26 protein-coding genes and 2 pseudogenes are annotated in these 26,322 nt (G+C 73.0%); 12 read left to right on the top strand and 16 right to left on the bottom strand.

Features of this window, described 5'->3' with window-relative positions:
- Positions 1-4 precede the first annotated feature (4 nt).
- The 4 genes from CFP66_RS06125 (at position 5) to CFP66_RS06110 (ending at position 4,988) form a co-directional block, all read left to right on the top strand.
- Entirely contained in the window at positions 5-1,384 is a 1,380-nt protein-coding gene (locus CFP66_RS06125) for an MFS transporter (protein WP_094920960.1), read from the top strand.
- A gap of 131 nt (positions 1,385-1,515) precedes the next feature.
- Positions 1,516-2,817 carry a citrate synthase gene (locus tag CFP66_RS06120; RefSeq protein ID WP_094920959.1) on the top strand — a complete coding sequence of 434 codons (1,302 nt, stop codon included), beginning with the start codon at positions 1,516-1,518 and terminating at the stop codon, positions 2,815-2,817.
- Between the two features lie 119 nt (positions 2,818-2,936).
- The gene (locus CFP66_RS06115; protein ID WP_094920957.1) at positions 2,937-4,307 is read left to right on the top strand and encodes a deoxyribodipyrimidine photo-lyase; all 1,371 of its coding nucleotides are present in this window, start codon (positions 2,937-2,939) and stop codon (positions 4,305-4,307) included.
- A gap of 75 nt (positions 4,308-4,382) precedes the next feature.
- Positions 4,383-4,988 carry a hypothetical protein gene (locus CFP66_RS06110; protein ID WP_094920955.1) on the top strand — a complete coding sequence of 202 codons (606 nt, stop codon included), beginning with the start codon at positions 4,383-4,385 and terminating at the stop codon, positions 4,986-4,988.
- A 164-nt stretch (positions 4,989-5,152) separates the two neighbouring features.
- Here the strand turns inward: CFP66_RS06110 and CFP66_RS06105 are convergent, their stop codons facing one another.
- On the bottom strand, positions 5,153-5,335 hold the full coding sequence (locus CFP66_RS06105) for a helix-turn-helix domain-containing protein (protein ID WP_094921626.1): 183 nt from the start codon (positions 5,333-5,335) through the stop codon (positions 5,153-5,155).
- Between the two features lie 500 nt (positions 5,336-5,835).
- A pseudogene (locus CFP66_RS06100) lies at positions 5,836-6,078 on the bottom strand (ATP-binding cassette domain-containing protein); the annotation flags it as partial.
- A gap of 131 nt (positions 6,079-6,209) precedes the next feature.
- On the opposite strand from CFP66_RS06100, the gene CFP66_RS06095 reads away from it, so the two are divergent.
- Complete coding sequence (locus CFP66_RS06095) at positions 6,210-7,550, top strand: MFS transporter (protein WP_094920954.1); 1,341 nt, start codon at positions 6,210-6,212, stop codon at positions 7,548-7,550.
- On the opposite strand, the gene CFP66_RS06090 is transcribed toward CFP66_RS06095, so the two are convergent.
- Genes CFP66_RS06090 through CFP66_RS06070 form a run of 5 tightly spaced genes read right to left on the bottom strand, consistent with a single transcriptional unit; the run spans position 7,522 to position 12,425 of the window.
- A complete protein-coding gene (locus CFP66_RS06090; RefSeq protein WP_094920952.1) occupies positions 7,522-8,583 on the bottom strand; it encodes a gamma-glutamylcyclotransferase family protein in 1,062 nt (353 codons plus the stop codon). The genes CFP66_RS06095 and CFP66_RS06090 overlap by 29 nt on opposite strands.
- A gap of 4 nt (positions 8,584-8,587) precedes the next feature.
- The gene (locus tag CFP66_RS06085; protein WP_233159169.1) at positions 8,588-9,469 is read right to left on the bottom strand and encodes a metal ABC transporter permease; all 882 of its coding nucleotides are present in this window, start codon (positions 9,467-9,469) and stop codon (positions 8,588-8,590) included.
- Positions 9,469-10,710 (bottom strand): metal ABC transporter permease, encoded by a 1,242-nt coding sequence (locus tag CFP66_RS06080; RefSeq protein WP_233159168.1) that lies wholly within the window; start codon positions 10,708-10,710, stop codon positions 9,469-9,471. The genes CFP66_RS06085 and CFP66_RS06080 overlap by 1 nt, the downstream gene beginning before the upstream one ends.
- Positions 10,698-11,444, bottom strand: coding sequence for a metal ABC transporter ATP-binding protein (locus CFP66_RS06075; RefSeq protein ID WP_094921623.1), 747 nt, complete (start codon positions 11,442-11,444; stop codon positions 10,698-10,700). The genes CFP66_RS06080 and CFP66_RS06075 overlap by 13 nt, the downstream gene beginning before the upstream one ends.
- An 18-nt stretch (positions 11,445-11,462) precedes the next feature.
- Entirely contained in the window at positions 11,463-12,425 is a 963-nt protein-coding gene (locus CFP66_RS06070) for a metal ABC transporter solute-binding protein, Zn/Mn family (RefSeq protein WP_094920949.1), read from the bottom strand.
- 180 nt (positions 12,426-12,605) lie between these two features.
- Between CFP66_RS06070 and CFP66_RS06065 the strand changes: the two genes are divergently transcribed.
- Complete coding sequence (locus tag CFP66_RS06065; RefSeq protein WP_094921621.1) at positions 12,606-13,760, top strand: MFS transporter; 1,155 nt, start codon at positions 12,606-12,608, stop codon at positions 13,758-13,760.
- A gap of 77 nt (positions 13,761-13,837) precedes the next feature.
- Here CFP66_RS06065 and CFP66_RS06060 read toward each other — a convergent pair whose 3' ends face one another.
- From CFP66_RS06060 to CFP66_RS06045, 4 genes are read right to left on the bottom strand one after another with little or no spacing between them, the layout of a single operon-like run.
- Positions 13,838-14,239, bottom strand: a complete 402-nt coding sequence (locus tag CFP66_RS06060; protein WP_094920948.1) for a type II toxin-antitoxin system VapC family toxin — start codon at positions 14,237-14,239, stop codon at positions 13,838-13,840.
- A complete protein-coding gene (locus CFP66_RS06055; protein ID WP_094920946.1) occupies positions 14,236-14,541 on the bottom strand; it encodes a type II toxin-antitoxin system Phd/YefM family antitoxin in 306 nt (101 codons plus the stop codon). The genes CFP66_RS06060 and CFP66_RS06055 overlap by 4 nt, the downstream gene beginning before the upstream one ends.
- 46 nt (positions 14,542-14,587) lie before the next feature.
- Positions 14,588-15,214: an MBL fold metallo-hydrolase gene (locus CFP66_RS06050; RefSeq protein ID WP_094920945.1), complete on the bottom strand. Its 627-nt coding sequence runs from the start codon at positions 15,212-15,214 to the stop codon at positions 14,588-14,590.
- Entirely contained in the window at positions 15,211-16,296 is a 1,086-nt protein-coding gene (locus tag CFP66_RS06045) for an S-(hydroxymethyl)mycothiol dehydrogenase (protein WP_094920943.1), read from the bottom strand. Before CFP66_RS06045 ends, CFP66_RS06050 begins: the two co-directional genes overlap by 4 nt.
- Positions 16,297-16,376: 80 nt before the next feature.
- Here CFP66_RS06045 and CFP66_RS06040 point away from each other — a divergent pair, with 80 nt between their 5' ends.
- Positions 16,377-17,141: an enoyl-CoA hydratase/isomerase family protein gene (locus CFP66_RS06040; protein WP_233159167.1), complete on the top strand. Its 765-nt coding sequence runs from the start codon at positions 16,377-16,379 to the stop codon at positions 17,139-17,141.
- Here CFP66_RS06040 and CFP66_RS06035 read toward each other — a convergent pair.
- Complete coding sequence (locus CFP66_RS06035; protein WP_094920940.1) at positions 17,128-17,700, bottom strand: TetR/AcrR family transcriptional regulator; 573 nt, start codon at positions 17,698-17,700, stop codon at positions 17,128-17,130. The genes CFP66_RS06040 and CFP66_RS06035 overlap by 14 nt on opposite strands.
- A 53-nt stretch (positions 17,701-17,753) precedes the next feature.
- Here CFP66_RS06035 and CFP66_RS06030 point away from each other — a divergent pair, with 53 nt between their 5' ends.
- Positions 17,754-18,716 carry a DUF2867 domain-containing protein gene (locus CFP66_RS06030; protein ID WP_094920938.1) on the top strand — a complete coding sequence of 321 codons (963 nt, stop codon included), beginning with the start codon at positions 17,754-17,756 and terminating at the stop codon, positions 18,714-18,716.
- A gap of 51 nt (positions 18,717-18,767) precedes the next feature.
- Here the strand turns inward: CFP66_RS06030 and CFP66_RS06025 are convergent, their stop codons facing one another.
- The 3 genes from CFP66_RS06025 to CFP66_RS06015 are packed head-to-tail and all read right to left on the bottom strand — an operon-like array spanning position 18,768 to position 20,760.
- The gene (locus tag CFP66_RS06025) at positions 18,768-19,208 is read right to left on the bottom strand and encodes a thioesterase family protein (protein WP_094920936.1); all 441 of its coding nucleotides are present in this window, start codon (positions 19,206-19,208) and stop codon (positions 18,768-18,770) included.
- Positions 19,205-20,014 carry an alpha/beta hydrolase gene (locus CFP66_RS06020; protein WP_094920934.1) on the bottom strand — a complete coding sequence of 270 codons (810 nt, stop codon included), beginning with the start codon at positions 20,012-20,014 and terminating at the stop codon, positions 19,205-19,207. The genes CFP66_RS06025 and CFP66_RS06020 overlap by 4 nt, the downstream gene beginning before the upstream one ends.
- A 14-nt stretch (positions 20,015-20,028) precedes the next feature.
- Positions 20,029-20,760 (bottom strand): MerR family transcriptional regulator, encoded by a 732-nt coding sequence (locus CFP66_RS06015; protein ID WP_094920932.1) that lies wholly within the window; start codon positions 20,758-20,760, stop codon positions 20,029-20,031.
- Between the two features lie 92 nt (positions 20,761-20,852).
- On the opposite strand from CFP66_RS06015, the gene CFP66_RS06010 reads away from it, so the two are divergent.
- Positions 20,853-22,076: an acetyl-CoA C-acetyltransferase gene (locus CFP66_RS06010; protein WP_094920929.1), complete on the top strand. Its 1,224-nt coding sequence runs from the start codon at positions 20,853-20,855 to the stop codon at positions 22,074-22,076.
- An 11-nt stretch (positions 22,077-22,087) separates the two neighbouring features.
- A complete protein-coding gene (locus CFP66_RS06005) occupies positions 22,088-24,244 on the top strand; it encodes a 3-hydroxyacyl-CoA dehydrogenase NAD-binding domain-containing protein (protein WP_094920928.1) in 2,157 nt (718 codons plus the stop codon).
- Positions 24,245-24,371: 127 nt separating this feature from the next.
- On the opposite strand, the gene CFP66_RS06000 is transcribed toward CFP66_RS06005, so the two are convergent.
- Positions 24,372-25,433 carry a glutamate--cysteine ligase gene (locus CFP66_RS06000; protein ID WP_094920926.1) on the bottom strand — a complete coding sequence of 354 codons (1,062 nt, stop codon included), beginning with the start codon at positions 25,431-25,433 and terminating at the stop codon, positions 24,372-24,374.
- A 71-nt stretch (positions 25,434-25,504) separates the two neighbouring features.
- Here CFP66_RS06000 and CFP66_RS05995 point away from each other — a divergent pair, with 71 nt between their 5' ends.
- Positions 25,505-26,116 carry a DedA family protein gene (locus tag CFP66_RS05995; protein ID WP_094920924.1) on the top strand — a complete coding sequence of 204 codons (612 nt, stop codon included), beginning with the start codon at positions 25,505-25,507 and terminating at the stop codon, positions 26,114-26,116.
- A 60-nt stretch (positions 26,117-26,176) separates the two neighbouring features.
- Positions 26,177-26,308 (top strand): annotated as a pseudogene (locus tag CFP66_RS50230) (ABC transporter ATP-binding protein); the annotation flags it as partial.
- Between the last annotated feature and the right edge of the window lie 14 nt (positions 26,309-26,322).

The raw sequence follows: 26,322 nt of genomic DNA, 5'->3' as shown, positions 1-26,322 counted from the left end.
TCCCATGACGACCTCCGGTCCGGAGGGGCCCACCCGCCCGAACCGGGACGACCGCGACGAGCGGACAGGGCACATCCTGGCCGGGCCGGATGCCCCGACCCGTCCGACGTCCGGCGCGGAGCCCGCCACGCGGCGCGTCGCCCGGGCGGTGCGCGGCGTGCTCACCGACACTCGCCCGCTGCGCACGCCGGCCTACCGGCGGCTGTGGACCGCCGGCATCGTCACGGTGATCGGCGCGCAGTTGTCGGTCGTCGCGGTGCCCGCCCAGATCTACGAGCTCACCGGCTCCTCGGCCTACGTCGGCCTGACGGGGCTGTTCGGGCTCGTGCCGCTGGTCGTCTTCGGGCTCTGGGGCGGCGCGATCGCCGATGCCGTCGACCGGCGCACGCTGTTGCTGTTCAGCGGCGCCGGGATCGCGCTGTCGTCGCTGGCGCTCTGGGTCACGGCGGCGAGCGGCGCCGGCGGGGTCTGGCCGGTGCTCGGGCTGTTCGCCGTCCAGACCGCGTTCCTCGCGGTGAACCAGCCGGCCCGCAACGCCGTCATCCCGCGGCTGCTGCCCGCCGAGCAGCTCCCGGCGGCGAACGCGCTGAACATGACCGTGTTCCAGGTCGGGGCGATCGCCGGGCCGCTGCTCGCGGGCGTCCTGATCCCGGTGATCGGGCTCCCGACGCTCTACCTGCTGGACGCGATCGCACTGCTCGCCACGCTCTGGGCGACCTGGCGGCTGCCTGCCGTGCCGCCCGCGGCGAGCGGCGCGCGCAGGCGGGCGGGCCTGCGGGAGATCGTCGACGGCTTCCGCTACGCCGCGCTGCACGCGGTGCTGCTGGTGTCGTTCCTGATCGACATCGTGGCGATGGCGTTCGGGATGCCCCGCGCGGTGTTCCCCGAGATCTCCCAGACGCTCTACGGCGACCCACCGGGCGGTGGGTTCGCGATGGGGCTGCTGTTCGCCGCGATCCCCCTCGGGATGGTGGCGGCCGGCCTGTTCACCGGCCTGCTGCACCGCGTGCAGCGCCAGGGCGTCGCCGTCACGCTCGCCATCTGCACGTGGGGCGTGGGCGTCGCCCTCTTCGGGCTCACCAGCTCGCTGTGGCTCGCGGTGCTCTTCCTCGCGATCGCCGGGGCGGGCGACGTCATCAGCAGCGTGTACCGGATGTCGATCCTGCAGAGCGCCGCCACCGACGAGATGCGCGGCCGGATGCAGGGCGTTTTCGGCGTGGTCGTCGCGGGCGGGCCTCGGGTCGCCGACCTCTGGCACGGCAGTGCCGCGGAGTGGTGGGGGCCGGGTGTGGCGGCGTCCGTCGGGGGCGTCGCGGTGGTCGTGGGCGCGGTCGCCGTGGTCGCGGCCTTCCCGGTCTTCTGGCGCTACCGGCCTGCCCACTGATCGCTCCGGTCGTCGCCGGCCCGTCGCGTGCAGTCGTGACCAACGAGTCACCGTCCGACCGGCACAACAGCCGTCTGGCGCACTAGCGTTGCGGCCAACCACGGAAGACAAGAGTGTGAGGGAACCTCCACATGGCCGACGACACCACCAGCACCGCCGTCCTGCGCCACCCCGGCGGCGACTACGAGATGGAGATCCACGCCGCCACCGAGGGCGCCTCTGCGTTCGACGTCGGGAAGCTGCTGCCGTCGACCGGGTTGGTCACGCTCGACTCCGGCTTCGGCAGCACGGCGGCCTGCAGCTCGGCGATCACCTACATCGACGGTGACGCGGGCATCCTGCGCTACCGCGGGTACCCGATCGACCAGCTCGCCCAGGGCTCCACCTTCCTCGAGACCAGCTACCTGCTGATCTACGGGGAGCTGCCCACGCAGGCCGAGCTCGACGCGTTCACCAACCGCGTCAGCCGGCACACGCTGCTGCACGAGGACCTGAAACGGTTCTTCGAGGGCTTCCCGCGTGATGCGCACCCGATGCCGGTGCTGTCCAGCGCCGTCAGCGCGCTGTCGACCTTCTACCAGGACAGCCTCGACCCGTTCGACGAGGACGCGGTGGAGCTGTCCACCGTCCGGCTCCTGGCCAAGGTGCCGACGATCGCGGCGTACGCCTACAAGAAGTCGGTGGGGCAGCCGTTCCTGTACCCGGACAACTCGCTCGGGCTCGTCGAGAACTTCCTCCGGATGACGTTCGGCTTCCCGGCCGAGCCCTACGAGGTGGACCCCGACTTCGCACGCGCCCTCGAGGTGCTGCTCATCCTGCACGCCGACCACGAGCAGAACTGCTCCACGTCCACGGTCCGGATGGTCGGCTCGTCGCAGGCCAACCTGTTCGCGAGCGTCTCCGCCGGCATCAACGCCCTGTTCGGCCCGCTGCACGGTGGCGCCAACCAGGCGGTCCTGGAGATGCTGCAGCGGATCCGCGACGTCGAGGACGGCAACGTCGACGCGTTCGTCGAGCGGGTGAAGAACCGCGAGAAGGGCGCCCGCCTCATGGGCTTCGGGCACCGCGTCTACAAGAACTACGACCCGCGCGCGAAGATCGTCAAGCAGAGCGCGGACGAGATCCTCAAGAAGCTCGGCGCGAGTGACCAGCTGCTCGACATCGCCAAGGCCCTCGAGGAGCGCGCTCTTGCCGACGACTACTTCATCGAGCGCAAGCTCTACCCGAACGTCGACTTCTACACCGGCGTCATCTACCGGGCCATGGGCTTCCCGGTGAAGATGTTCACCGTCCTGTTCGCGCTCGGCCGGATGCCCGGCTGGATCGCGCACTGGCGCGAGATGATCAACGACCCCAGCACCAAGATCGGCCGTCCGCGGCAGCTCTACGTGGGTTCGACGGAACGCCCGTACGTTCCGATGAACAACCGCTGAGTACGGGGACCCACCTGACGAACGGCACTCTCGTCGGCCAGGCGCCGACGAGAGTGCCTTCGTTCGTCGGGGCGGTTCTCCGGCGCGCGCTGCCGTGGGGCCGCCACTAGCGTCGGCCCATGTCCGATTCCTCGGTCGTGTGGTTCCGGCGCGACCTGCGGGTGCGTGATCAGCCCACCTTCCTGGCCGCCGCCGACGCCGCACCGCGTGCCCTGGCGCTGTTCGTGCTCGACCCGGCGCTTCTGGGTCCGTCCGGAGCCGCTCGCCGCACGTACCTGTTCCGCAGCCTGCGCGCGCTGGACACGGCGCTGGGCGGGCGGCTTCTCGTCGTGCGCGGTGATCCCGCCGACGTGGTGCCGGGCGTCGCGGCGGACTGCGGCGCGGCCACCGTGCACGTCGCGGCGGACTCCGGCCCGTACGGGCGGCGCCGCGACGAGGCGGTCGAGAAGGCGCTCGCCGACGACGGCCGGGAGCTGGTGCGCACCGGCTCGCCCTACGCCGTCGCGCCGGGGCGGGTCCGCAAGGCCGACGGCGCGCCGTTCCGGGTGTACTCGCCGTTCCGCCGGGCCTGGACCGACCACGGCTGGCGGCCGCCCGCCGACACGAACGCCTCGACCGTCGGCTGGCTGGACCCGCCGGCGGGCGAGGAGATCCCGGACGACGACGCGGTCGACGCCACGCTGCCCGAGGCGGGCGAGGAGGCCGCGCTGCGGCGCTGGCACGAGTTCCTCGACGACGGGGTCCAGGATTACGGCTCGGACCGCAACCGCCCCGATCGCGACGGCACGTCCCGGCTGTCGGTGCACCTCAAGTACGGCGAGATCCACCCGCGCACGCTGCTCGCCGACCTCGCGTCGCGGCGCTCGGAATCGGCAGGCACCTTCCGCAACGAGATCGCGTGGCGCGACTTCTACGCCGACGTGCTGCTGCACCGTCCCGACTCGGCGCGCCGCAACTACGACCGCGCCTTCGACGCGCTGCCGCTGGCATCGGGCCCTGTGGCCCAGGAGCGGTTCGACGCGTGGTGCGCCGGGAGCACCGGCTACCCGATCGTCGACGCCGGGATGCGGCAGCTGCGCGCCCAGGCGTGGATGCACAACCGGGTCCGGATGATCGTGGCGAGCTTCCTGGTCAAGGACCTGCACCTGCCGTGGTGGTGGGGTGCGCGGCACTTCATGCGCCTGCTCGTGGACGGCGACCTGGCGTCCAACCAGCACGGCTGGCAGTGGACGGCGGGCAGCGGCACCGATCCCGCGCCGTACTTCCGCGTGTTCAACCCGGTGACGCAGGCCGAGCGGTTCGACCCGGACGGCGACTACGTGCGCCGGTTCGTCCCGGAGCTGCGGGGCGTGCCGGGCAAGGCGGTGCACCAGCCGTGGCGGCTGCCCGACGGGGTGCCGGACGGCTATCCGGAGCCGATCGTCGACCACGCCGCCGAGCGGCAGGAGGCACTGGCCCGCTACCAGCGGGTCAAGGATGCGCGGGGCTGATCTCCCGCCCGCGATCGCGCACCGTGAGGGCACGGCTTACCCTTCGTGAGCATCCACCGAGGGAGGGTGAGCTCCATGGCGGTCAAGGGGGAGGGGCGCCGCGGTCATCGCGGGCGCTGGTTGCTGCTCGCGGTGCTGCTGGGTGCCGTCGCATGGATCGTCCGGTCGCGGCGTGCGGCGGCCGCCGCCGACATCGGCACCGGCTGGCCGCCGGCGCGTCCGACGGGTGCAGGCGCGGAGTGGCTGAACCCCGCGGCTGACGGCGCTGCGCGGGCCGCCGCGGCGCCGAGGCACAGCGCGGGCGTCAACGGCGCGGGAGCGGCCTCCGCGCGTGCGTCGAACGCCGCTGCGCCGGCATGGACGCCGCCGGCTCCGGCCCCGCGCGCCGTCGCGTCACCGGTGCGGGAGGCTGCACCGGCCACTCGACGCCCGTCGCCCCGCCCGCGCGCTGCGGCCCCGGCCACCCCGGCTCGGGACGGTCTGCCGCACGGCGCGGCGACCGCGCTGCCCGACGGCTCCGCGCCCGGCCCGGAGTACACGGTCAAGGGCAACGCCGGGTCGATGCTGTTCCACACCCCGACCAGCCCGTACTTCGGGCGCACCAAGGCGGAGTACTGGTTCCGCACGGCCGACGACGCCCGTGCCGCGGGCTTCACGGAGTGGACGCCGCGTAAGCGCTGAGCTACGGGTCAGGGGGTCTTCGTGGACAGGGCCTCGCGGAGGCCGACGCGGGCTCGACTGCGTGGTCGAGGGCTTTCCAGGTCGGAGTCGACTGAGTCGAGTCCGACCAGCTCGTAGACGCCGGGCGCGCCGGTGAGCGGCTGATCAGGCGGAGCTGGGCAGAATCACTCCGGCCGGTTCATCCGGAGCAACTGTGCGCGGAGGTCCTGGAGATCCCAGCGATATTGCCCCGGCCGCTTGTCTCCTCCAGGGGTGGAGAACACAGGTTTGAGCCTGCCCTCTCTCGCCCAGCGCGCAAGCGAGCGTGAGGAGACGCCCAGGGCGCGGGCTGCCTCCCCTGTGCTCACCAACCGCTCCTCGTCCACCTCGCGGACGCTACGTACGACCACGGGTCTCCGTCAGCCCCGACGGCCTCGAAGTAGCGCAGAGGCCCCCATGTTCCAGTTGTCTCCGTTGGCCTACTCCGGCCTCGTGGCGTTCTGGGTGACGGTGCCAGCAGAGGGGTTCGCGATGGGCGAGGCGGCCGACGAGCATGAGGCGCGACTGATGATCGAGTCGCAGCAACGGGGCAGCGTGAACTTTCAGGAGTCCTCCGGACGCTGGCGCTGGACCGTGGTTGCCAGTGACGGGAAGGCGTCGCACGGGTACGCGGAGAGCCAGCGTGAAGCTTGGTGGTTCATCTGCGAGGCCGTGAACCGACCGCACCGCGGATCGGGCTACGCGCGTGCGCCTCGCGGTCGGTTCATCCTCCCGCCTACCTGGAGCGGCCCCTCGCCCTCGTGGCGCTCCCGTCGCCGGGCGGCTGTGCGAGGGGCGTTCGTCGTTCAGGGGGTTGGTGGACCTACGCGCCGGGCTCCTCGGGCAAGTACCCGATGCGGCGCCGCAGCTCGGCATCCACCGGGCGGTCCTGTCAGCGCACCTCGCCGGTATCGGCGGTGAGCACGCCGAGCACGATGCGCATCGTCGTGGTCTCGCCGGCCCCGTTGCTGCCCACGAAGCCGAACATCTCACCGGCTTCGACCCTGAACGAGACCTTAGCCAGCGCCTGTCGTTCTCCAAATCGCTTGGAGACCCGCGTGACGTCCAGCACGGTCCCGACCCTAGTGACCGGCGTTTGTGGGCGGTCCGAGCGGGTACGGGACCGTGCCCGGCACGAGCCCAGCTGTTGCGGACCCAACGCTCCGCTTCTAGCGTCGGCGGCCAAAAGGAGAGGACCTTCATATGGCGACGCCGCAAGGGCAGCAGCATGAGGTCGACGAGCGCACCGTCCGCAAAGCGGTCGGTGCCGCCGCGATGGGCAACCTCGTCGAGTGGTTCGACTACGGGATCTACAGCTACGTCACGATCTTCATCGCCTTGAACTTCTTTCCCGGCGGTGACACGAGCGCAAACGTCGCGTTCACGTTCGCGTTGTTCGCGGTGGCGTACCTGGTGCGCCCGCTGGGCGGGTGCATCCTGGGCCCGCTGGGCGACAAGATCGGGCGCAAGCGGGTGCTGGCGCTGACGATCGTGGTGATGTCGGCCGCGAGCTTCGCGATCGGGCTCCTGCCCACGTTCAACGCCGTCGGGTGGCTCGCCCCGATCCTGCTCGTGGTCGCACGGCTCGTGCAGGGTTTCGCAACCGGTGGCGAGTACGGCGGGGCAGCGGCGTTCATCGCGGAGTACGCGCCGGACAAGCGCCGGGGCTTCTACTGCAGCTTCCTCGAGTTCGGCACGACCGGGGGGTTCGTGCTCGCGGCGGGGCTCGTGACGGTCCTGGAGGTCAGCCTGGCGCCGGAGGCGATGGCGGCGTGGGGCTGGCGGGTTCCGTTCCTGATCGCCGGACCGCTCGGCCTCGTGGGTCTCTACCTGCGGAGCAAGCTGGAGGACACCCCCGCTTTCCGGGAGCTGGAGGAGAAGCAGGCCGTTGCGGACTCGCCGCTCAAGGAGCTGCTGACCCACCACTGGCGGCCCATCGTGACGTGCATCGGCCTGGTGCTGTTCTACAACGTCGCGGTCTACACGATCTTGTTCTACATGCCGACCTATCTGCAGACCACGACCGGTCTGGAGGCCACTCCGGCGCTGCTCTACATCCTCGGCATGATGTTGGTGATCATGATCGTGATCATCCCGGTCGGCGCCCTGTCCGACCGGATCGGCCGCAAGCCGCTGATCACGGGCTCGTGCATCGGGTTCATCGTGCTCGGCTACCCGGCGTTCATGCTGCTGGCGATGGGCAACGCGTTCGGCACGGTCACCGGCCTGGTGATCCTCGGGTTGCTGCTGGTGATGCTGCTCGGCACGATGTCGGCCACGCTGCCCGCGCTCTTCGACACCGACGTGCGCTACGGCGGCTTCTCGATCGGCTACAACCTGTCCACCTCGATCTTCGGTGGCACGGCGCCGCTCATCCTGACCATCCTCGTGGAGAGCACCGGCAACAACGCCATGCCGGGGATCTACCTCGTCGTGGCCGCCGTGATCTCGCTGGCCTCGGTGATCATGGTCGCCGAGAGCGCGCGGAAGCCGTTGCCGGGGTCGTCGGCCACGGTCATGACACCGAGCGCGCAGCCGGCGTGATCTGGCTGGAGTTGCGTCCGGGTGGGTTCATCCCGACGTAGCTCCAGCAGGGCGTGCCCCGCCCGGCCACGAGCCGTTCGCGCCGGTACCGCGGGCCCTCCTGCTCGTCGTCCACCTGCTGGTCGAGGACGGGCAGGAGGCCTGCCGGGTCGCGTAGCGGCACGAGCCAGCCGGGCGCGCGCCCGCCGGTGCCGGGACACAGGGCCGAGGCTCCGGTACCGGTGTCGTGCACCGTGCCGTCCACGGTGGTGCGGTGCGGCTCGCCGACGGCGTGCGGTGCCAGCCGCGGCCAGGCGGCGTGGCCGGGCTGCAGGCTCCCGTAGACGAACACGGCCGCGGGCCACTCGTCGGGGTGCGGGGCGCCGGTGACGGTGGGTGCGTCGAGGCCGTCGCCGGGAGCGGGCACGCCGTCGAGCCACCGGGCGGCGTCCTGGGGGAGGGCCGCGCAGCGCACCGGTGCGCCGCCGACGAGCAGCGGGCGGCGGATCGCGCCGTGCCCGACGTAGCACCACGGTTCGTCGATGCGGACGCCGTGGTCGGTGCACACCTCGCCGGACCGCAGCCGGGCCAGCCGGAACCGCTCGTCGCGACCCTCGCACCGGTCGAGCACCGCGATCTGGTCGGGTGTCGCGAGCCAGACGGCGTGCTCCTCGACGGCGCCCGGTGCGGCCGCCAGCACCGCGGGACGCTGCCCGTCGCGGCGTCGCAGTCCCGCCGCCCACACGGCGGTGACGTCGCGGGTGCGGGCCCGCAGCACGACGACCGGATCGGCGCCCATGCCGAGGGCCCGCCGCAGCCAGGTGATCTTGCTCGGGCACCGGTTCGAGCCGTAGGCCAGCACCGGTACCCGCAGTGCCCGGGGGACGCCACCGCGGGCGGCGAGCCAGGAGTCCAGCGGCACGCCGGCGACCGTCCACCCGTGTGCCGGGTGCGGGTGCAGGACGTGGGACCGCTCGTCGGCGTGCACGAACGAGAACGGGGGCGCGGCGCCCGGATAGGGGTCGGCCGGGAAGCCGGCGTCGGGGAGGGCCACGCCGTCAGCCCACCACCCGGGACCGGTGACGGCGCCACCGGCGGGTGAGGACGCCGTGGCGGGGGGAGCCGAGCAGCGCGAGCGCGAAGCAGGTGGCACAGACCAGGCCCATCGCGCCGGCGATCGAGCTGTCCAGCGGCAGCGCGATCGCGTAACCGGCCGCGGCGCCGACCCATCCGATGCCGATGGCGAGCGCGACCATGACGACGAGCCGGTCGGTGAGCAGGAACGCCGTGGCGGCCGGGACGATCAGCATGGTCACCACGAGGATCGCGCCCACGGCGTCGAACGCGGCGACCGCGGTGACCGCGGCCGCCACCAGCAGCAGCCGCGACAGCAGCCGCGGCCGCAGCCGGACCGTGCTGCCGAACTGCGGGTCGAACGTGGTGGCCTTCAGCTCCTTCCTCAGCGCGAGCACGAGCAGCAGGTTGAGCAGCACGACCGCGCCGAGCACCACCCCCGAGCGCGCCAGCTCGTAGCCGCCGAGCCACACCGTGTCGAACGGGACGAACGCGATCTCGCCGTAGATGGTGGAGTCCAGGTCGAGGTGGATGCCGTCGGCGTAGCGGGTGACGCCGAGGACCCCGAGTGAGAACAGGGCGGGGAAGACCAGCGCGATGGCCGCGTCCGAGGCCACCAGCCCGGTGCTGCGCAGCGCGTCGATACCGAGCACGCACAGCACGGCGAACGCGGCGGCGCCGAGGACCACCGGCAACGGGGCGCGGGTCTGCGCGACCAGCCAGACGGCGACGATCCCCGGCAGCACGGCGTGGCTCACGGCGTCGGACAGCAGGGCCATCCGGCGCAGCACGAGGAACGGCCCGAGCAGCCCGCACGCCGTGGCGACGAGCCCGGCGACCAGCACGATCAGCACCCCGTCGCTCATCACGCCCCCTCCGGGGGCCGTGAGTGGATACGGGTGCTGGAGCACTCGTATCCACTCACGGCCCGGCGGAGCTGGGCCACGGCGTCGGGGCCGAGGCTGCCGGCGAGGTCGGCGGGGTCCGGTTCGCGTGCGTCGGGCAGCCGGATCGACGCGCCGTGCTCGAGCCACGCCGTCCACAGGGCGCGCCGCTCGGCGAGCTCGGCGGCCGCGGCGCGGCCGGCGTCGGAGAGCGTGCCGTCGCCTGCGAGCAGGCCGTGGCGGCGCAGGCGCGCACGGGTGAGCAGGTCGGGCAGCCCCGCGGCAGGGGCGTCCGGGTGGGTGAGGACGGCGTCGCGGTGCACGGCCCGCCGCCGTGCCCGCAGCCGCTGGGCCCGCCACAGCACACCCCGCCCGGGGGCCAGCAGCAGCGCCGCGAGCGCGACGGCGAACCCCACGAGGACGACGACCGGCCCCGTGGGGAGCGCACCCCGGGTGGCGAGGAGGGCCCCGGTGACCCCGACGACCGCGCCGACCAGCCCGGCCAGGAGCAGCACCTGCGGGAAGCGGTCGGCGAGCTGGCGCGCGGTGACGGTGGGTACGACCAGCATCGCCACCATGAGGATCGCCCCCACGACCCGCACGCCGATCACGACCGCCACCACCAGCAGCGCCGTCATGAGGGTCTCCAGCGCCCGCACCGGGAGCCCGAGCGCGCCGGCGAAGGACGGGTCGAACAGCGTGGTGGTCAGTGCCCGCCGCAGCACCCCGACCACCAGCAGTGCGACGGCGGCGAGCGCGGCCATCACCGCGACGTCGCGCTCGAGCAGCCCGGCGGCCTGGCCGAACAGGTAGTGCTCCAGGCCCGCCTGGTCGGCGTCGGAGCTGTTGGACAGGTGGGTGAGCAGCACGACGCCCAGCGCGAAGAAGGCCGAGAGCACCACGCCGATCGCGGCGTCGGGACGGATCCGGCCGGCGCGCTCGATGCCCACCATGAGCAACGCCGCGACCAGCCCGGCGATCGCTGCGCCGAGCAACAGGCCGGGCACGTCCTTCACCCCTGCCACGAGGAACGCCACGCAGACCCCGGGCAGCGTCGCGTGCGCGACCGCGTCGCCCACCAGGCTGCGGCGCCGGAGCACGGCGAACGCGCCGAGCACGCCACTGGTGATCCCGAGGACGAGCGCGCCGGCGATCACGACCGCGTCGGTGTAGGGCAGGCCGAGCGCCGCGGCCACGACCGCGGCCCCGCTCACGGGGTCCACGCCACGTCCGCGCCGTAGGCCGCGCGCACGGTCTCGGGCGTGAGCACCTCGGCGGTGGGGCCGCAGCCCAGGGCGCGCACGTTGAGCAGGAGCGTCCAGTCGAAGGCGGCCCGCACCTGGGCCATGTCGTGGTGCACGACGACGACCGAGCCGCCCGCGTCGCGCAGCTCGCCGAGCAGCGCGAGGAGATCGGCCTGCGTGCGTGCGTCGATCCCCGCGAACGGCTCGTCCATGACGAGGACCGGGGCCTGCTGGGCGAGGGCACGGGCGAGGAACACGCGCTGGCGCTGCCCCCCGGAGAGCTGGCCGATCTGCCGTCGGCCGAAGCCCGCCATCCCCACCCGTTCGAGGCATTCCGCGGCCACCGCGCGGTCGGCTCGCCCCACGCGGCGGAACCAGCCGGTCGAGCGGTAGCGGCCCATCTCGACGACCTCGCGGACGGTGATCGGGAAGTCCCAGTCCACCGACTCCGCCTGGGGCACGTAGGCGACGTGGTCGAGGGCGGCCTTCCCCTCGACGCCGTCGACCAGCACCCGGCCCGCGTCCGCCGGCACCAGCCCGAGGGCGGCCTTGAGCAGGGTGGACTTGCCCGCACCGTTGGGTCCGACGACCGCAGACAGGTGCCCGGCCGGGAACTGCGCGTCGATCTCCCACAGCACCGGCACCGAACGGTAGGAGACCGTCAGGCCCCGCACCTCCAGCGCCACCGCGGTACGCGTGACGGGCGAGCTCATCAACACGGCTACCCCCTCCTAGTCCGTCCCGCCGAGGCCGTCCGCGATCCGAGCGGCGTTGGCGCGCAACATCCCCACGTACGTGCCCTCCGGTGTGCCGGGTTCCCCCGCGGCGTCGGTGTAGAGCTCCCCACCCACGCGCACCCGGGCCCCGCGCTGCGCCGCGGCGGCGAGCAGGGCGTCCACCGTCTGGCGGGGCACGCTCGACTCGACGAACACCGCGGGGACGTCGCGCTCGGCCACGAGCTGCGCCACGCGTTCGACGTCGGCGGTGGTGGCCTCGGCGGCCGTCGAGATGCCCTGGATGCCGGCGACGTCGAGGCGGTAGCGGCGGCCGAAGTAGGCGAACGCGTCGTGCGAGGTGACCAGGACCCGTCGCCGGGGCGGGATCGCGGCGAGCATGCGGGCGATCTCGGCGTCGAGCGCGGACAGCTCGGCGAGGTAGCCGTCGAGGCGGCTGCGGTACCCCGCCTCGTGCGCCCGGTCGCGCTGCAGGAGTGCGATGGCGACGGACGTGCTGACGTCGGCCCACAGCGTGGGGTCGAACCACACGTGGGGGTCGTACTCCTCGCCGGCGCCGGGGGCGGGGGCGAGCAGCCGTTCCCGTCCGATGCCGGTGGTGACGGCGGTGGTGGGCTGGCGGGCGGCGAGGTCGGCGAGGAGATCACCCATCCGGCCCTCCAGCTGCAGGCCGCAGTAGAGGATCACGTCGGCGCCGCGTAGCGCCTGCACGTCGCCCGCGCTCGCCCGGTACAGGTGCGGGTCGACTCCGGGGCCCATCAGACCCGTCACCTCGACGCGGTCGCCGCCGATCCGCGTGACGGTGTCGGTGAGGAAGTTGGTGGTGGTGGTGACCCGCAGCCGCCGGTCGCCGATCGGTTCATCGCGCGAGGGCGGCGCGGCGACGCACCCGGACAGCGTGAGCAGACCCGCGGCGGCCAGCACGGAACGGCGGCGCACCGCGCGCGACGCGTCCGGCATTAGCCACCTCTAACTCAATCCTGAGCCACCGCTAACAAGACACGATAGTGCCGTCGCGGCCATTCGTCGTGGCCGGTGACGAATCCCATGGTCGACCCGTGGACGGCATGCCCGCCCCGCGCCGACCTACGCTCGGGGGATGGCGGGCGCTCTGGGCACGGCGGGGATGCGGTGGCGGCGATGACCGGCTCGACCACGGGGATCTCCGGCACGTCCTTCCGGCTGATGCTCGGTGCCACGGCGTTCTGCTTCAGCGGGTACGCCCTGTTGTTGCCCGTGGTGCCGCTGTGGGTGGCGCGCGGCGGCTCGGGCGCCTTCGGCGCGGGCGCGACCACGGCCGTCCTGATGGCGACGACGGTGGCCACCCAGCTCACGGTGCCGTGGCTGCTCGCGCGCCTCGGCCACCGCTGGGTGCTGGGTCTCGGGTCGGCGCTGCTGGGCCTTCCCGCGCCGCTGTTGGCCCTCTCGCCCGACCTCGGGCCGGTGCTCGCGCTCTCCGCGGTCCGCGGGGTCGGCTTCGGCCTCGCGACGGTCGCGGGGAGCGCGCTCGTGGCCGAGCTCGTGCCGCGGGCCCAGCACGGGCGAGCCGCGGGGCGCTACGGGCTCGCGGTCGGGCTGCCGCAGCTCGTGCTGCTCGCCGCCGGTGTCGCGATGGTCGACTGGATCGGCTTCACCGCGGTGTTCGTCGCCGCGGGTGTGGGGCCGGTGGTCGGCGCGCTGCTCGTTCCGGCGATCCGCATGGGCCATTCGCCGGTGGACGAGCCCGCCGCGGTGCACACCGGGTCGCTCGCGCGCGCGGCGCCTGCGCCGCTCGTGGCCATGCTCACGTGCTCGGTCGCGCAGGGCGGGGTGATCACGTTCCTCCCGCTCGCGGCGCCCGACGCCGGGTTGATCGTGGCGGTCGCGCTGCTCGCGACGTCGGGCGGCGCCCTGGTCGGGCGGCTCGTCGCGGGCGAGCTGGTGGACCGGCGCGGCCTCGGCGGCCGGCTGCTGGCTCCGGGGATGCTGCTCACCGCGGCCGGCTTGGTGGCGGAGGTCGTCGCGCTCGGCGCGGGCGGCGGCCCTCTGGTCGTGCTGGGTGCCGCGATGGTCGGCGTCGGGTTCGGAGTGGTCCAGAACGACGCGCTGACCGTGCTGTTCGCCGCGTTCGGCCGTAATCGCTACGGCGCCGCGAGCGCGGCCTGGAACATCGCCTACGACGCCGGGACGGGCGTCGGCGCGCTCGGGCTCGGCGCCGTGGCCGACCCGTTCGGCTACCCCGCCGCGTTCGGTGCCGCGGCCGGGTTGCTCGGCGTCTCGGTCGTCGCGGTCCGGTCCCGCGGCACGGTCAGGTGAGCGATTCCGGTCATCGTGACCTCGACGCTCACGGCGCCCCGGCGTGGGCGGTGAACTATGACGACGGCGTGGGGTCCCTACGGCCGGGTCGGGCTCGCGGTGGGGATGTCGTGCGCCTTCGCCGCCGCGACCAGGCGCTCGTCGTAGCTGAGCAGCACGTCCAGCTCGTCGCGGATGAGCAGGGCCGTGGCGAGGTGGATGGCGTCGAGGGAGCGCAGGAGCGGGTCGGGGAGCCGGCTCGCGGACTCGATGACCGCGTCCGAGATCTCGATCTGGGCGACGTCCGCGAGGAGCAGGCCCACCTCGGGCAGGCCGTCCGGACGCCCCCGGAGGATGCCTCGACGCGCCTCGACGGCGAGCAAGGCGCTCGAGACGAGGCGGGAATCGCCCGACCCGGTCATGTAGTCGCGGAGGGCGGGCCCCTCGGCCTCGTCGGTCTTGACGAGCATGAGCAGCGCCGAGGTGTCGATGTAGATCAATACCGCTCCTCGTCGCGCATCTCGCGCAGCACCTCGGAGAGCGGCTTCTCACCCGGCGCGGCCTCGAGTGGCTCGAACGAGGCCAGGGTGTCCAGGATGTTCCCCCGGGCGGGCCGCACCTGACCCGCCGCGACCAGGCGGTCGTAGGTCGACGTCGGCTCCTCGGCCGGCACGAGGTACGCGACCAGCTTGCCCCGCTCGGTGACCGGCACCCGCTTTCCCGTCTTGGCCATCGCGATGTAGCGCGAGGCGTGCTGGCGCAGTTCGCGGATGCCGATGCTCTCGCCCTCAGGCAGAGTCATGACCGAAAGGTAGCACAAGATGAGCTACATTTTTCGCGACTCTGCCTCACTGACCGCGTGCGATCCACTCCTCCAGGTGCGGCAGCTCGCCACCGACCGTCGTCGAGTCGCCGTGACCCGTACGGACCGTCGTGTCCCCGGGCAGCGTCAGCAGCCGCTCCCGGATCGAGTCGATGATCGTGTCGAACGACGAGAACGAGCGCCCGGTGGCCCCGGGTCCACCCTGGAACAGGGTGTCGCCGGTGAACACGGTGCCCAGCTCCGGCGCGTGCAGGCTGCACGAGCCGGGGGAGTGGCCGGGCGTGTGCAGCACGCGCAGCACCACGCCACCCGCCGTGACGGTGTCGCCGTCGGCGAGCTCGCGGTCCGGCGCGCGGTCGGGGTGGGTCATCTCCCACAGCGGCGCCTCGGCCGGGTGCAGCAGGATCGGCGCGCCGAACCGGTCGGCCAGCTCCGGCGCCTTGCGCACGTGGTCGTCGTGGCCGTGCGTGCACACCACGGCGACGAGGCGCCGGTCGCCGACGGCCTCGGCGATCGCGTCGGCGTCGTGCGGAGCGTCGATGACGAGCACCTCGCGCTCGTCGCCGACGATCCACACGTTGTTGTCGACGTCCCACGTGCCGCCGTCGAGGGAGAACGTGCCGGACGTGACGAGGTGCTCGACCGGGCTCACAGGACCACCACCGAACGCAGCACGTCGCCCTTGTGCATCTTCTCGAACGCCGCCTCGACGCCGTCGAGCGCGATCGTCTCGGTCACGAACTTCTCCAGCGGCAGCCGGCCCTGCAGGTGCAGGTCCACCAGCATCGGGAAATCGCGCGAGGGCAGGCAGTCGCCGTACCAGGAGGACTTGGTGGCCCCGCCGCGGCCGAACACGTCGATCAGCGGGAGCTCGACGGTCATCTCCGGCGTCGGCACGCCGACCAGCACGACCGTGCCGGCCAGGTCCCGCGCGTAGAACGCCTGCTTGAACGTCTCCGGGCGGCCCACCGCCTCCACCACGACGTTCGCGCCGTTGCCGTCGGTGAGTGCCTGCACGGCCTCGACCAGGTCCTGCTCGCGCGAGTTGATCGTGTGGGTGGCCCCGAACTCCTTCGACCACTCGAGCTTGCGGTCGTCGACGTCGATGCCGATGATCGTGGTCGCCCCGGCGAGCTTCGCGCCGGCGATCGCGGCCATCCCGACGCCGCCGCAGCCGATCACGGCGATCGAGTCGCCGCGCCCCACATTCCCGGTGTTGATCGCGGCGCCGATCCCGGCCATCACCCCGCAGCCGAGCAGGCCCGCGACCTCGGGCTTCACCCCGGGGTTCACCTTCGTGCACTGGCCGGCGTGCACCAGCGTCTTCTCGATGAACGCGCCGATGCCCAGCGCGGGGGAGAGCTCCTGGCCGGACTCCAGCGTCATCTTCTGCGTGGCGTTGTGCGTGGAGAAGCAGTACCAGGGCTCGCCGCGGCGGCAGGCCCGGCAGGTGCCGTCGACCGCGCGCCAGTTGAGGATCACGAAGTCGCCGGGTGCGACGTCGGTGACGCCCTCGCCGACCGACTCGACGACCCCGGCCGCCTCGTGCCCGAGCAGGAACGGGAACTCGTCGTTGATCCCGCCCTCGCGGTAGTGCAGGTCGGTGTGGCAGACCCCGCAGGCCTGCACCTGCACGACCGCCTCACCGGGCCCCGGGTCGGGCACGATCACCGTCTCCATCGAGACCGGCTCGCCCTTCTTGTGCGCGACGATCCCGCGGACCTGCTGCGGCATGGCTCCGCCACCTCTCTGTCGTTCCGATGCGCTCATGCGCAGCCTGCCACGTGACGGCGCCGCCGGTAGGTTCGGACACCGTGATCGAACGCGAGGATCTCGATGTCGACGGCGTCCCGGTGGCGGTGCTGCGGATGGCCCACGGACCCGTCAACGCCATGGACCTGGAGCTGTGCCAGGCGCTCGCGGAGCGGTTCCGCGCGCTGGCCGCCGACCCGGCCCGCGCGGTCGTGCTCACCGGATCCGACCGAGCCTTTTCGGCAGGTGTGGACCTGAAACGCTGCCTGGCCGAGGGCGAGGCCTACGTGGCGCGCTTCCTCCCGGCGCTGTGCGAGGCGTTCCGGGCGGCGTTCGAGCTGCCGAAGCCGCTCGTCGCCGCCGTCGACGGGCACGCGATCGCCGGGGGCTGCGTGCTCGCGGCCTGCGCCGACACCGTCCTGATGGCCGAGGGCGGTGCGCGGATCGGCGTGCCGGAGGTCCGTGTCGGGGTCCCCTTCCCCCGGATCGCGCTGGAGGTGCTCACCGCCGCCGTGGGTGAGCGGGGCGCGCGCGAGCTCGTCAAGGGGGCGCAGACCCACCTGCCGGAGCGGGCCGCGCAGCTCGGGCTCGTGCACGAGGTCGTGCCGGCTGCGGAGCTGTCGGCGCGGGCCGCGGCCGTGGCTGCCGGGACCGCCGCGGCCGTCCCGGCCGACACCTTCGCCATGACGAAGCGCCAGCTGCGCCGCGCCTGCCTGGAGCGGGTGGACCGCTACGCCGACGAGGACGCCCCCGTGGCGCAGCTGTGGGCCGCACACCTCGCCGACGGGTGGGTGCAGCGCTACCTCCGCTCGGTCACCGGGCGCTGAGCGTCGAGATCACGAAGTCCACGTAGGCCGGCAGCGCGTCACCGGACGGCGTGGCCTGCGGGGTCGCGTGCGCGAGCTGCGCGTGGCCCAGGTAGGCGGTGTAGGCGAGCAGGCTGCGTTGCCGGGCCTGGGCGGGTGGGAAGCCGAGAGCGGTGAACTGCGCGGTGAGGTAGTCGAGGCGCCGCGCGCTGACCCGGGCGAGCACGGGGGCGACCAGCGGATGGCTCGCGGTAGGCTGCAGTGCGAGCTCCACCCGCTCGCCCGGGCTGCCGTCGTGCCCGCCGACGGCCACGGTGAGCAGCAGCCGCAACCTGCGCCGGACGTCCGGCTCGGCCTCGACGAGCGCGATCACCTCCTCGGTGTCGATGCGCTCCCACTCCGCCAAGGCGGCTTCCAGCAGCGCCTCCCGGTTGCTGAAGTGCCAGTAGAAGCTGCCCTTCGTGGCGCCGAGCGAGGCCGCGATCGGCTCCACCCCCACGGCGGCGATCCCGCCGCGGGCGAGGGCTGCGAGAGCTGCCGCCGTCCAGTCGCGCGCAGTCAGCCGCTTCCGCTCGGTCACGTCCGTACGCTACCGTACGGAAGTTCCATACGGTGGCGTACGGAGGTGGTCCGGTGGTCCGCAACGTGCACGAACGGCTCGTTCCCGCGCCGATCGAGGTGGTGGGTCCGCTGCTGGACCGGATCGGCGGGCCGGACGACGTGCTGTGGCCGTCGCCCGCGTGGGAGCCGATGGTGCTGGACGGGCCGGTCGCGGTCGGTGCCGCGGGCGGGCACGGCCCGATCCGCTACCGGGTGGTCGGGTACGAGCCGGGGCGCGCCATCGCCTTCGCGTTCGAGCCCGGCCACGGCTTCGACGGCGGGCACACGTTCACGGCGGAGCCGGCGGGGCCGGACCGCACGCTGCTGCGCCACGTCGCCGAGGGGCGCCTGACCGGGAGCATGCGCCTGGCCTGGCCGCTCGCGGTCCGCTGGGCGCACGACGCGGTGCTCGAGGAGATGTTCGACAACGCCGAGCGCGCGGTCGGGCACGAGCCGGCCCACCCGGCCCGCCGGTCGCCCTGGGTCCGGCTGCTGGTCGCGGTGGAGGCACCGCGGGCCCGTCCCGTCGCGCCGCCGCGCACGGCGCTGCTCGCGGCGGCCCTGCCGCGCGTCGACTGGAGCGACGCGTACGCCGTCGCCGCGCTCCCGGGCACGCCGGTCGACCCGCAGGCCTGGGCGGACGCGGTGTTCCGCGACCCACCGCGCTGGGTGGCGGCCGCCCTCGGCCTGCGCGAGGTGCTCGTCGGGCTGGTGGGCATCGACCGCGGCGGGCGGGCCGCGTTCGACACCGTCGCCCGGTGCGACGACGAGGTGCTGCTCGGCTCGGACGCGAACCACCTCGACTTCCGGGCGTCGGTGCGCCGCGAGGCGGACCGCGTGGTGCTGACCACCGTCGTGCGGCTGCACAACGGGCGCGGCCGGGCCTACTCCGCGCTGGTGCGCGCGGTGCACCCGAGGATCGTGCGCGCGATGCTGAACCGCGCCGCGAGGACCTTGTCGCGCCCCGCGCGCGCCTGCACACCCGCCGAACACTGACTCCGCACACCCAGCCCCCACTTCGCACAAGGCGGGCCTTGTGCGAAGTACCTACTGGGTATGCGGAGTGGCGCTGGGGAGCAGCGGGGTCGGCTCGCCCAGCGCGTCCGCTATCAGCTTCGGGATCTTCTGTTTGCCTGTGCCGTCTGTTGCGATCACCACGTAGACCGTGCGGCCCGCGCACGTCACCTCGTGGCCGTCGCGGCGCACCTCGAAGTCCAGGGCGAAGCTGGTGCGGCCGATGCGGGCGGTCGACACCGCCACCTCGGCCCTGTCCTGCCAGCGCAGCCCGGCCTTCCAGTCGATCTCCGAGCGCACCAGCTGCACGTCGTAGCCGGCATCGAGCATCGACTTGTACGGCAGGCCGCGGGCCTCGAGGAACGCGCTCATCGCGTCGTCGAAGTACGCCAGGTACCAGGCGTTGAAGACGACGCCTTGCGCGTCGACCTCGAGGTAGCGGACCGAGAGGGGATGGGTGAAGAGCTCGCTCACGACAGCGCCCGGGAGACGAACGCGGTGACCTCCGCCAGGACCTCGTCGCTGGTGGTCTCGTTGAAGATCTCGTGGCGGGCGCCGGGCAGGATCCGCTGCTCGAACCGGGCGCCGCGCAGCCGCTCGATGCCCTCTCGCGTTCCGTCGATCGGGACCAGCGCGTCGTCGGCGCCGTGCGCCCACAGCGTGGGCAGCTCGTCGGGGAGCCGGCCGGCGGCGCGGATCCGGTCGAGGCACTCCGCGATCGCCTCGAGGGTGGTGCGGGCGAACCGGCCGTGCCAGACCAGCGGGTCGGCGGCGTAGGCGGCGCCGACGGCGGGATCGCGGGAGAGCGTGTCCGGGTCGATCGGGGTGTCGGGGATCTCGTCGAGCGCGAGCAGCGACGTCGCGGAGTCCCAGCGCCCCAGCACCGGGCCGGACAGCACGAGTGCGGCCAGTTCGTCGGCGTACCGCTGGGCGTAGCGCGCCGCGATCATGCCGCCCATCGAGTGCCCGATCAGGACGGTGGGCAGGCCCGGTTCGCGGGTGCGCACGGCGAGCTCGTGGAAGTCGGCGACGACCTGCTCGTAGTTCTGGATGAGCACGCGCTCGCCCGCGCTGCGCCCGTGGCCGACGTGGTCGACACCGTGCACGACCGCGCCGTGGCGCACCAGCGCGTCGGCCACGTGCTCGTACCGGCCGATGTGCTCGCCGTAGCCGTGGCAGAGCAGGGCCACGTAGCGCGCGCCCGGCCCGTTCGCCTGCCAGCTGCGGGCGGCGAGCTCGCCCGCGTGCCCCGGGTAGGTCCACTCCTGCGAGTCGGCCATCCGATCCCTTCTCCTCAGTCGCCGATCCGTTCGCGGATCGTCCGGTTCACCGCGCGGCCGAACGCCGTGACCAGCCCGAGCACCGTCACCGGCTTGAGCTGGGACAGCGCGGTGGCCAGGCGGTGGCGCTCCTCGGCGCGGCGGCCGCGGTCGCGGTAGGGCTGCAGCACCTCGTCCTGGAACATCGCCATGAGGTCCTCGGCCAGCGCCGCGGTGTGCTTCTCGATCATCTCGTGCGCCCGCCGCCACACATCGGTCGGCAGGCCGGAGTCGATCACGGCGAGCGCGCTGCCGAGGGCGCCGGTGCCGTGCAGGCGCAGGCGCCCGCCGGATACCGCGCTGATCGCCCCCAGGTTCTCGAGCGCCTCCAGGTCGGCGGCCGAGAGCGCGCGACCGGCACGCCGCTCCAACTCGGCGGGGTCGACCTCCTCGATCTCCTCCGGCACCCACGGGGTGAGCAGCGCGCGCTGCAGGGCGAGCTCGGCGTGCCCGACGTGCGGCGGCAGCCGTTCCAGGTGGCTTTCGATCGCCGACAGCGTGAACCCGAGCGCCGACAGCTCGCTGACCAGCCCGAGGCGGGCCAGGTGGTCGGGTCCGTAGAGCCCGGTGCGCCCGCGCAGCTGCGGGGGCGGGAGCAGGCCGCGCCCGGAGTAGTAGCGGATGGTGCGGACCGTGATGCCCGTGCGGTGGGCGAGCTGGTCGATCGTCAGGAGCTCACCCTGGTCGGGTGGCGATAGCGCTGACATGAGGCGCAGATTACGGCACCGCTTGACCTATGTGACAGTGCTGCTGTAACAAAGCGGAGGGGTTCACCCGGTCGTCGAGGAAAGGCTTGTCCATGCCTGAGATCCCTGAGGCGTTCGTCTACGACGCCGTCCGCACGCCGCGTGGCCGGGGCAAGGCCTCAGGCTCGCTCCACGAGGTCAAGCCGGTCTCGCTGGTCGTGGGGTTGATCCACGAGCTGCGCCACCGGTTCCCCGAGCTGGACCCCGCCACGATCGACGACGTCGTGCTCGGCGTCGTGTCGCCGATCGGGGACCAGGGCGGCGACATCGCCAAGACGGCCGCGATCCTCGCCGGGCTCCCGGACACCACCGCGGGCGTGCAGCTCAACCGCTTCTGCGCCTCCGGCCTGGACGCGGTGAACAACGCCGCCCACCAGGTGCGCGCCGGAATGGCCGACTTCGTGCTCGCCGGCGGCGTCGAGGCGATGTCGCGGGTACCGATGGGCTCCGACGGCGGCGCGTGGGCGATGGACCCGGAGACCTCCTACGAGACCGGATTCGTGCCGCAGGGCATCGGCGCCGACCTCATCGCCACGCTGGAGGGCTGGGGTCGCGACGACGTCGACGCCTACGCGCTGGAGTCCCAGACCCGCGCGGCGAAGGCGTGGGCCAACGGCTACTTCGCCCGCTCGGTCGTGCCGGTCAAGGACCGCAACGGCCTGACCGTGCTGGACCGCGACGAGCACGTCCGCGCCGGCACCACGCTGGAGGCGCTCGGCGGGCTGCAGCCCTCGTTCGCGATGGTCGGCGACCAGGGCGGCTTCGACGCCGTGGCCCTGCAGCGCTACCACTGGGTCGAGGCGATCGAGCACGTGCACACCGCGGGCAACTCCTCGGGCATCGTCGACGGCGCCGCGCTCGTCCTGCTGGGCACCGAGGCGGCGGGCAAGGCCGCGGGTCTCACCCCGCGCGCCCGGATCGTCTCCACCGCGCTCTCCGGGGCAGACCCGACGATCATGTTGACCGGCCCCGCGCCCGCCACCCGCAAGGCGCTCGCCCGCGCGGGCATGACGGCCGACCAGATCGACCTGTTCGAGATGAACGAGGCCTTCGCCGCCGTCGTCCTGCGGTTCATGAAGGACATGGGCGTGCCGCACGACAAGGTCAACGTCAACGGGGGCGCCATCGCCATGGGCCACCCGCTCGGCGCGACCGGCGCCATGATCCTCGGCACGCTGATCGACGAGCTCGAGCGCCGCGACCAGCGCTTCGGCGTCGCCACGCTGTGCGTGGGCGGCGGCATGGGCATCGCCACCGTCGTCGAGCGCCTCTCCTGAAAGGGCATCACGTGACTGAGCAGCAGAAGGCCGTCCGCTGGGAGAAGAACGGGGACGGGATCGTCGTCGTCACGCTCGACGACCCGGGCCGCAGCGCCAACACGATGAACGAGCGTTACGTCGAGGCGATGGGCGAGTGCGTCGACGCGCTGGTGGCCGACAAGGAGAACATCACCGGAGTGATCGTCACGTCCGCGAAGAAGACCTTCTTCGCAGGCGGCGACCTCGACACGATGAGCACGGCGACGCCGGCCGACGCGCCCGCCTACATGGAGCAGACCGCGATCGTGAAGCGGCAGTTCCGCAAGCTGGAGACGCTCGGGCGCCCGGTCGTCGCGGCCATGGGCGGCACCGCGCTCGGCGGGGGCCTTGAGATCGGGCTCGCCTGCCACCACCGGATCGGGCTCGACGCCAAGGGCGTGGTCTACGGGCTGCCCGAGGTGACGCTGGGCCTGCTGCCCGGCGGTGGCGGCGTCGTGCGCACCGTCCGCATGCTCGGCATCGCGAACGCCGTGATGAACGTGCTCGTGCAGGGCCAACGGCACAAGCCGGCCAAGGCGCTGGAGATCGGGATCCTCGACGAGCTGGCGGGCAGCCCTGAGGAGATGCTCGACAAGGCACGGGCCTGGATCGCCGCCAACCCCGAGGCGAAACAGCCGTGGGACCAGCCCGGCTACAAGATCCCCGGCGGCACGCCGTCGAACCCGAAGCTCGCCTCGATCCTGCCCGCCTTCCCGGCCAACCTGCGCAAGCAGCTCAAAGGCGCCCCGATGCCCGCGCCGCGCAACATCCTCTGCGCGGCGGTGGAGGGCACCCAGGTCGACATCGAGACCGCGTTCCGCATCGAGGCGCGCTACTTCACCGAGCTGGTCACCGGCCAGATCTCGAAGAACATGACCAAGGCGTTCTTCTACGACCTGCAGGCCATCAACGGCGGCAAGTCGCGCCCGGACGGGTACGCGCAGTGGCAGCCCACGAAGGTCGCGGTGCTCGGCGCCGGGATGATGGGCGCGGGCATCGCCTACGTCTGCGCGCTCGCCGGCTGGGAGGTCGTGCTCAAGGACGTCTCGGTCGAGGCCGCGCAGAAGGGCAAGGCCTACTCCGAGGGCCTGGTCGCGAAGGGCGTCAAGCGCGGGAAGACCACCCAGGAGAAGGGCGACGCGCTGCTCGCCCGGATCACCCCCACCGACTCCTACGCCGACCTGGCCGGCTGCGACATCGTCATCGAGGCCGTGTTCGAGTCGGTCGAGCTCAAGCACCAGGTGTTCCGGGAGGCCGCGCCGCACCTCGCGCCGGACGCGCTGCTGTGCTCCAACACCTCGACGCTGCCGATCACCGAGCTCGCGAAGGGCGTCGACCGCCCGGCCGACTTCATCGGCCTGCACTTCTTCTCGCCGGTCGACAAGATGCCGCTGGTCGAGATCATCCGCGGCGAGCAGACCTCGGACGCCACCCTCGCCAAGGCGTTCGACGTCACGCTGGGGATCAAGAAGACCCCGATCGTCGTCAACGACAGCCGCGGCTTCTTCACCAGCCGCGTGATCGGCACGTTCCTCAACGAGGGCGTCGCCATGCTCGCCGAGGGCATCGACCCGCAGACGATCGAGCAGGCCTCGGCGCAGGCCGGCTACCCGGCGCCGGTTCTGCAGCTGATGGACGAGCTGACGCTCACCCTGCCGCAGAAGATCCGCAACGAGTCGAAGGCCGCGGTACAGGCGGCCGGCGGCACGTGGGACCCGCACCCGGCGGAGCAGATCATCGACCGGCTCGTCGAGGCCGGCCGCCCGGGCAAGTCGGGCGGCGCGGGCTTCTACGACTACGCCGACGGCAGGCGGACGCGGCTGTGGCCGGGACTGCGCACCGAGCTGGGCGCCACGAACCACGACGTGGACCTGCACGAGCTGTCCGAGCGGATGCTGTTCGTCGAGGCCATCGAGACCCAGAAGTGCTTCGACGAGGGCGTCCTGACCACTGACGCCGACGCCAACATCGGCTCGATCTTCGGCATCGGCTTCCCGGCCTGGACCGGCGGCGCCGTCCAGTACGTCGAGGGGTACCCCGGCGGCGTCGCGGGCTTCGTGGCCCGCGCCGACGAGCTGGCGAGGCGCTACGGAAGCCGCTTCGAGGTGCCGGAGAGCATGCGGAGCCGCGCAGCGAAGGCGGCCTAACCCGGGCCCCACTCCGGAGCACTCCACACACCTAGCAGCCACTTCACACAAGGCGGGCCTTGTGTGAAGTGGCTACAGGGTGTGTGGAGTCAGCGTGGAGCCGGAGCGTCGCCTCTTGGGCGACGGGTCAGGACTCGTGTACCGCGTCGCGGACCACCGCCGTCAGATCGCCCGTCCGGCACAGCACCTCGCGTTGGCGCCGGGCCCCGGTGCCCCGGTACACCACGGCGTCGAGCAGTTCGCGCACCACGCGCAGGTCGCCCGCCTCCTCCAGGGCCGGCGTGATGTGGGCGACGAGGGCGTCGAGGACCTCCGGGGCCTTGGCCGGGCGCCAGGTCCGCGGGTCCAGCAGCTCGCCCTCCATGCCGGTGCGGCTCGCCCGCCACGCCGCGAGCCGCAGCACCTCGGTGCGCACCGGGTCCGGGGCCGTGTCGCGGGTGTCGGCGGCGGTCTGCACCAGCCCCCGGACGAGCGCGGCCACCAGCACGGCGTCGTCGGGCTCGAGGCAGACGTCGGACACCCGCACCTCGACGGTCGGGTGCTGCCGCGACAGCCGGGCGTCGAGGTAGAGCATGCCCTCGTCGAGCAGGGTGTCGCTGCCGAGCGCGGCGTCGACGAACGCCCGGTACGCCCTGGCCGAGCCGAACGGGGCGTACGGCCCCGCCGACGGCCAGCGCTGCCACACCTGGGTGCGGTAGCTGCGGTAGCCGGAGTCCTCCCCGCCCCAGAACGGGGAATTGGCCGACAGGGCGGCCAGCGGGGCGAGCCACGGCCGGATCCGGTCGATCACGGCGACGCCCTCGTCGGGGGAGTCGACCGCCACGTGCACGTGGCAGCCGCAGGTGAGCTCCTCGTCGACGGTGAGCCCGAACCGGCGGGCCATCTCCGCGTACCGCCGCGACGGGGTGATGGTGGGCTCGACCGGCAGCGGTGAGGTGGCCAGCGGCGCGAGCGCGACGCCCGCGCCGGCGGCGGCCGCGGCCGCCGTGTCCCGGGCGGCGCGCACCTGCGCGGACAGCTCGTCGAGCGTGTGGCAGGGCAACGTCGCGGTTTCGACCTGCTCCTGCTGCAGTTCGCCGGTCAGCTCGTCCGCGGCGGCGAGTACCGCCTGCCCGACGGCTCGCGGCCGTCCCGACTGCCGGTCGACCAGTAGGAACTCTTCTTCGACGCCCAGCGTCCGTACCGTCACGCGACGAAGTACCCGCGGCGGACGCTCCCGACGCACTGGTTGGCGTCGCCCGACTCGGGCAACCTGGACACGTGGCCGACTGGGTTTTCGCGATCGTCGACCGGCTCGGCGCGCTCGGCGTCGGCCTGCTCATCCTGCTGGAGAACGTGATCCCGCCGATCCCCTCGGAGGTGATCCTCCCGCTCGCCGGGTTCCGCGCGCGCACCGGCAGCCTGAACGTGCTGGCCGTCTGGCCCGCTGCCACCGCGGGTTCGGTGGTGGGGGCGCTGCTGCTCTACGGCCTCGGCGCCTGGCTGGGCTACGACCGGCTGCACCGGCTGGCCGGGCACCGGTGGTTCGTGTTCGTCAGCCAGAAGGACCTGGAACGCGGCGACGCGGTCTTCGACCGGCACGGCGGCAAGGTCGTGCTGCTGGCCCGCTGCGTCCCGTTCCTGCGCAGCGTCGTCTCCATCCCGGCCGGGATCTCCGGCATGCCGATGTGGCGCTTCCTGGTGCTCACCACCGTCGGCAGTGGCGTCTGGAACGCGGCCTTCATCGCGCTCGGCTGGGTCCTCGGCGAGAACTGGGGGCAGGTGGAGGGCTGGCTCGGGCCGGTCACCTACGTGGTGATCGGGCTGATCGTGGTCGGGCTCGTGGTGCTCGCCGTGCGGAGGGCCCGCGCCCGCGAGACCCGGACGACGTGATGACGGGCGCCCTCGTGGGGCGGCGCGGGGAGCGCTGAGACGGCGCGGCAGGATGGCCGGGTGGGGGTCGGGCCGGTGCGGATCGCCGGGGTGCGCAAGGCCTACCGGCGTCGGGGCGAGGTGCTGGCGGGGGTCGACCTGGAGCTCACCGCGGGGCGCCCGGTCGTGGTGGTCGGCGGCAACGGCACGGGCAAGTCCACCCTCCT

This window comes from Pseudonocardia sp. MH-G8, from assembly GCF_002262885.1.
Taxonomy (GTDB): domain Bacteria; phylum Actinomycetota; class Actinomycetes; order Mycobacteriales; family Pseudonocardiaceae; genus Pseudonocardia.
Note: the sequence above shows the minus strand (reverse complement) of the source record. Positions and strands in the feature narration are given on the sequence as shown.

Coding starts and splice junctions, on each gene's coding strand:
- CFP66_RS06125 (WP_094920960.1), top strand. CDS start 5: ATGACGACCTCCGGTCCGGAGGGGCCCACCCGCCCGAACCGGGACGAC.
- CFP66_RS06120 (WP_094920959.1), top strand. CDS start 1,516: ATGGCCGACGACACCACCAGCACCGCCGTCCTGCGCCACCCCGGCGGC.
- CFP66_RS06115 (WP_094920957.1), top strand. CDS start 2,937: ATGTCCGATTCCTCGGTCGTGTGGTTCCGGCGCGACCTGCGGGTGCGT.
- CFP66_RS06110 (WP_094920955.1), top strand. CDS start 4,383: ATGGCGGTCAAGGGGGAGGGGCGCCGCGGTCATCGCGGGCGCTGGTTG.
- CFP66_RS06095 (WP_094920954.1), top strand. CDS start 6,210: ATGGCGACGCCGCAAGGGCAGCAGCATGAGGTCGACGAGCGCACCGTC.
- CFP66_RS06085 (WP_233159169.1), bottom strand. CDS start 9,469: ATGAGCGACGGGGTGCTGATCGTGCTGGTCGCCGGGCTCGTCGCCACG.
- CFP66_RS06075 (WP_094921623.1), bottom strand. CDS start 11,444: ATGAGCTCGCCCGTCACGCGTACCGCGGTGGCGCTGGAGGTGCGGGGC.
- CFP66_RS06070 (WP_094920949.1), bottom strand. CDS start 12,425: ATGCCGGACGCGTCGCGCGCGGTGCGCCGCCGTTCCGTGCTGGCCGCC.
- CFP66_RS06065 (WP_094921621.1), top strand. CDS start 12,606: ATGACCGGCTCGACCACGGGGATCTCCGGCACGTCCTTCCGGCTGATG.
- CFP66_RS06055 (WP_094920946.1), bottom strand. CDS start 14,541: ATGACTCTGCCTGAGGGCGAGAGCATCGGCATCCGCGAACTGCGCCAG.
- CFP66_RS06045 (WP_094920943.1), bottom strand. CDS start 16,296: ATGCCGCAGCAGGTCCGCGGGATCGTCGCGCACAAGAAGGGCGAGCCG.
- CFP66_RS06020 (WP_094920934.1), bottom strand. CDS start 20,014: ATGGCCGACTCGCAGGAGTGGACCTACCCGGGGCACGCGGGCGAGCTC.
- CFP66_RS06015 (WP_094920932.1), bottom strand. CDS start 20,760: ATGTCAGCGCTATCGCCACCCGACCAGGGTGAGCTCCTGACGATCGAC.
- CFP66_RS06010 (WP_094920929.1), top strand. CDS start 20,853: ATGCCTGAGATCCCTGAGGCGTTCGTCTACGACGCCGTCCGCACGCCG.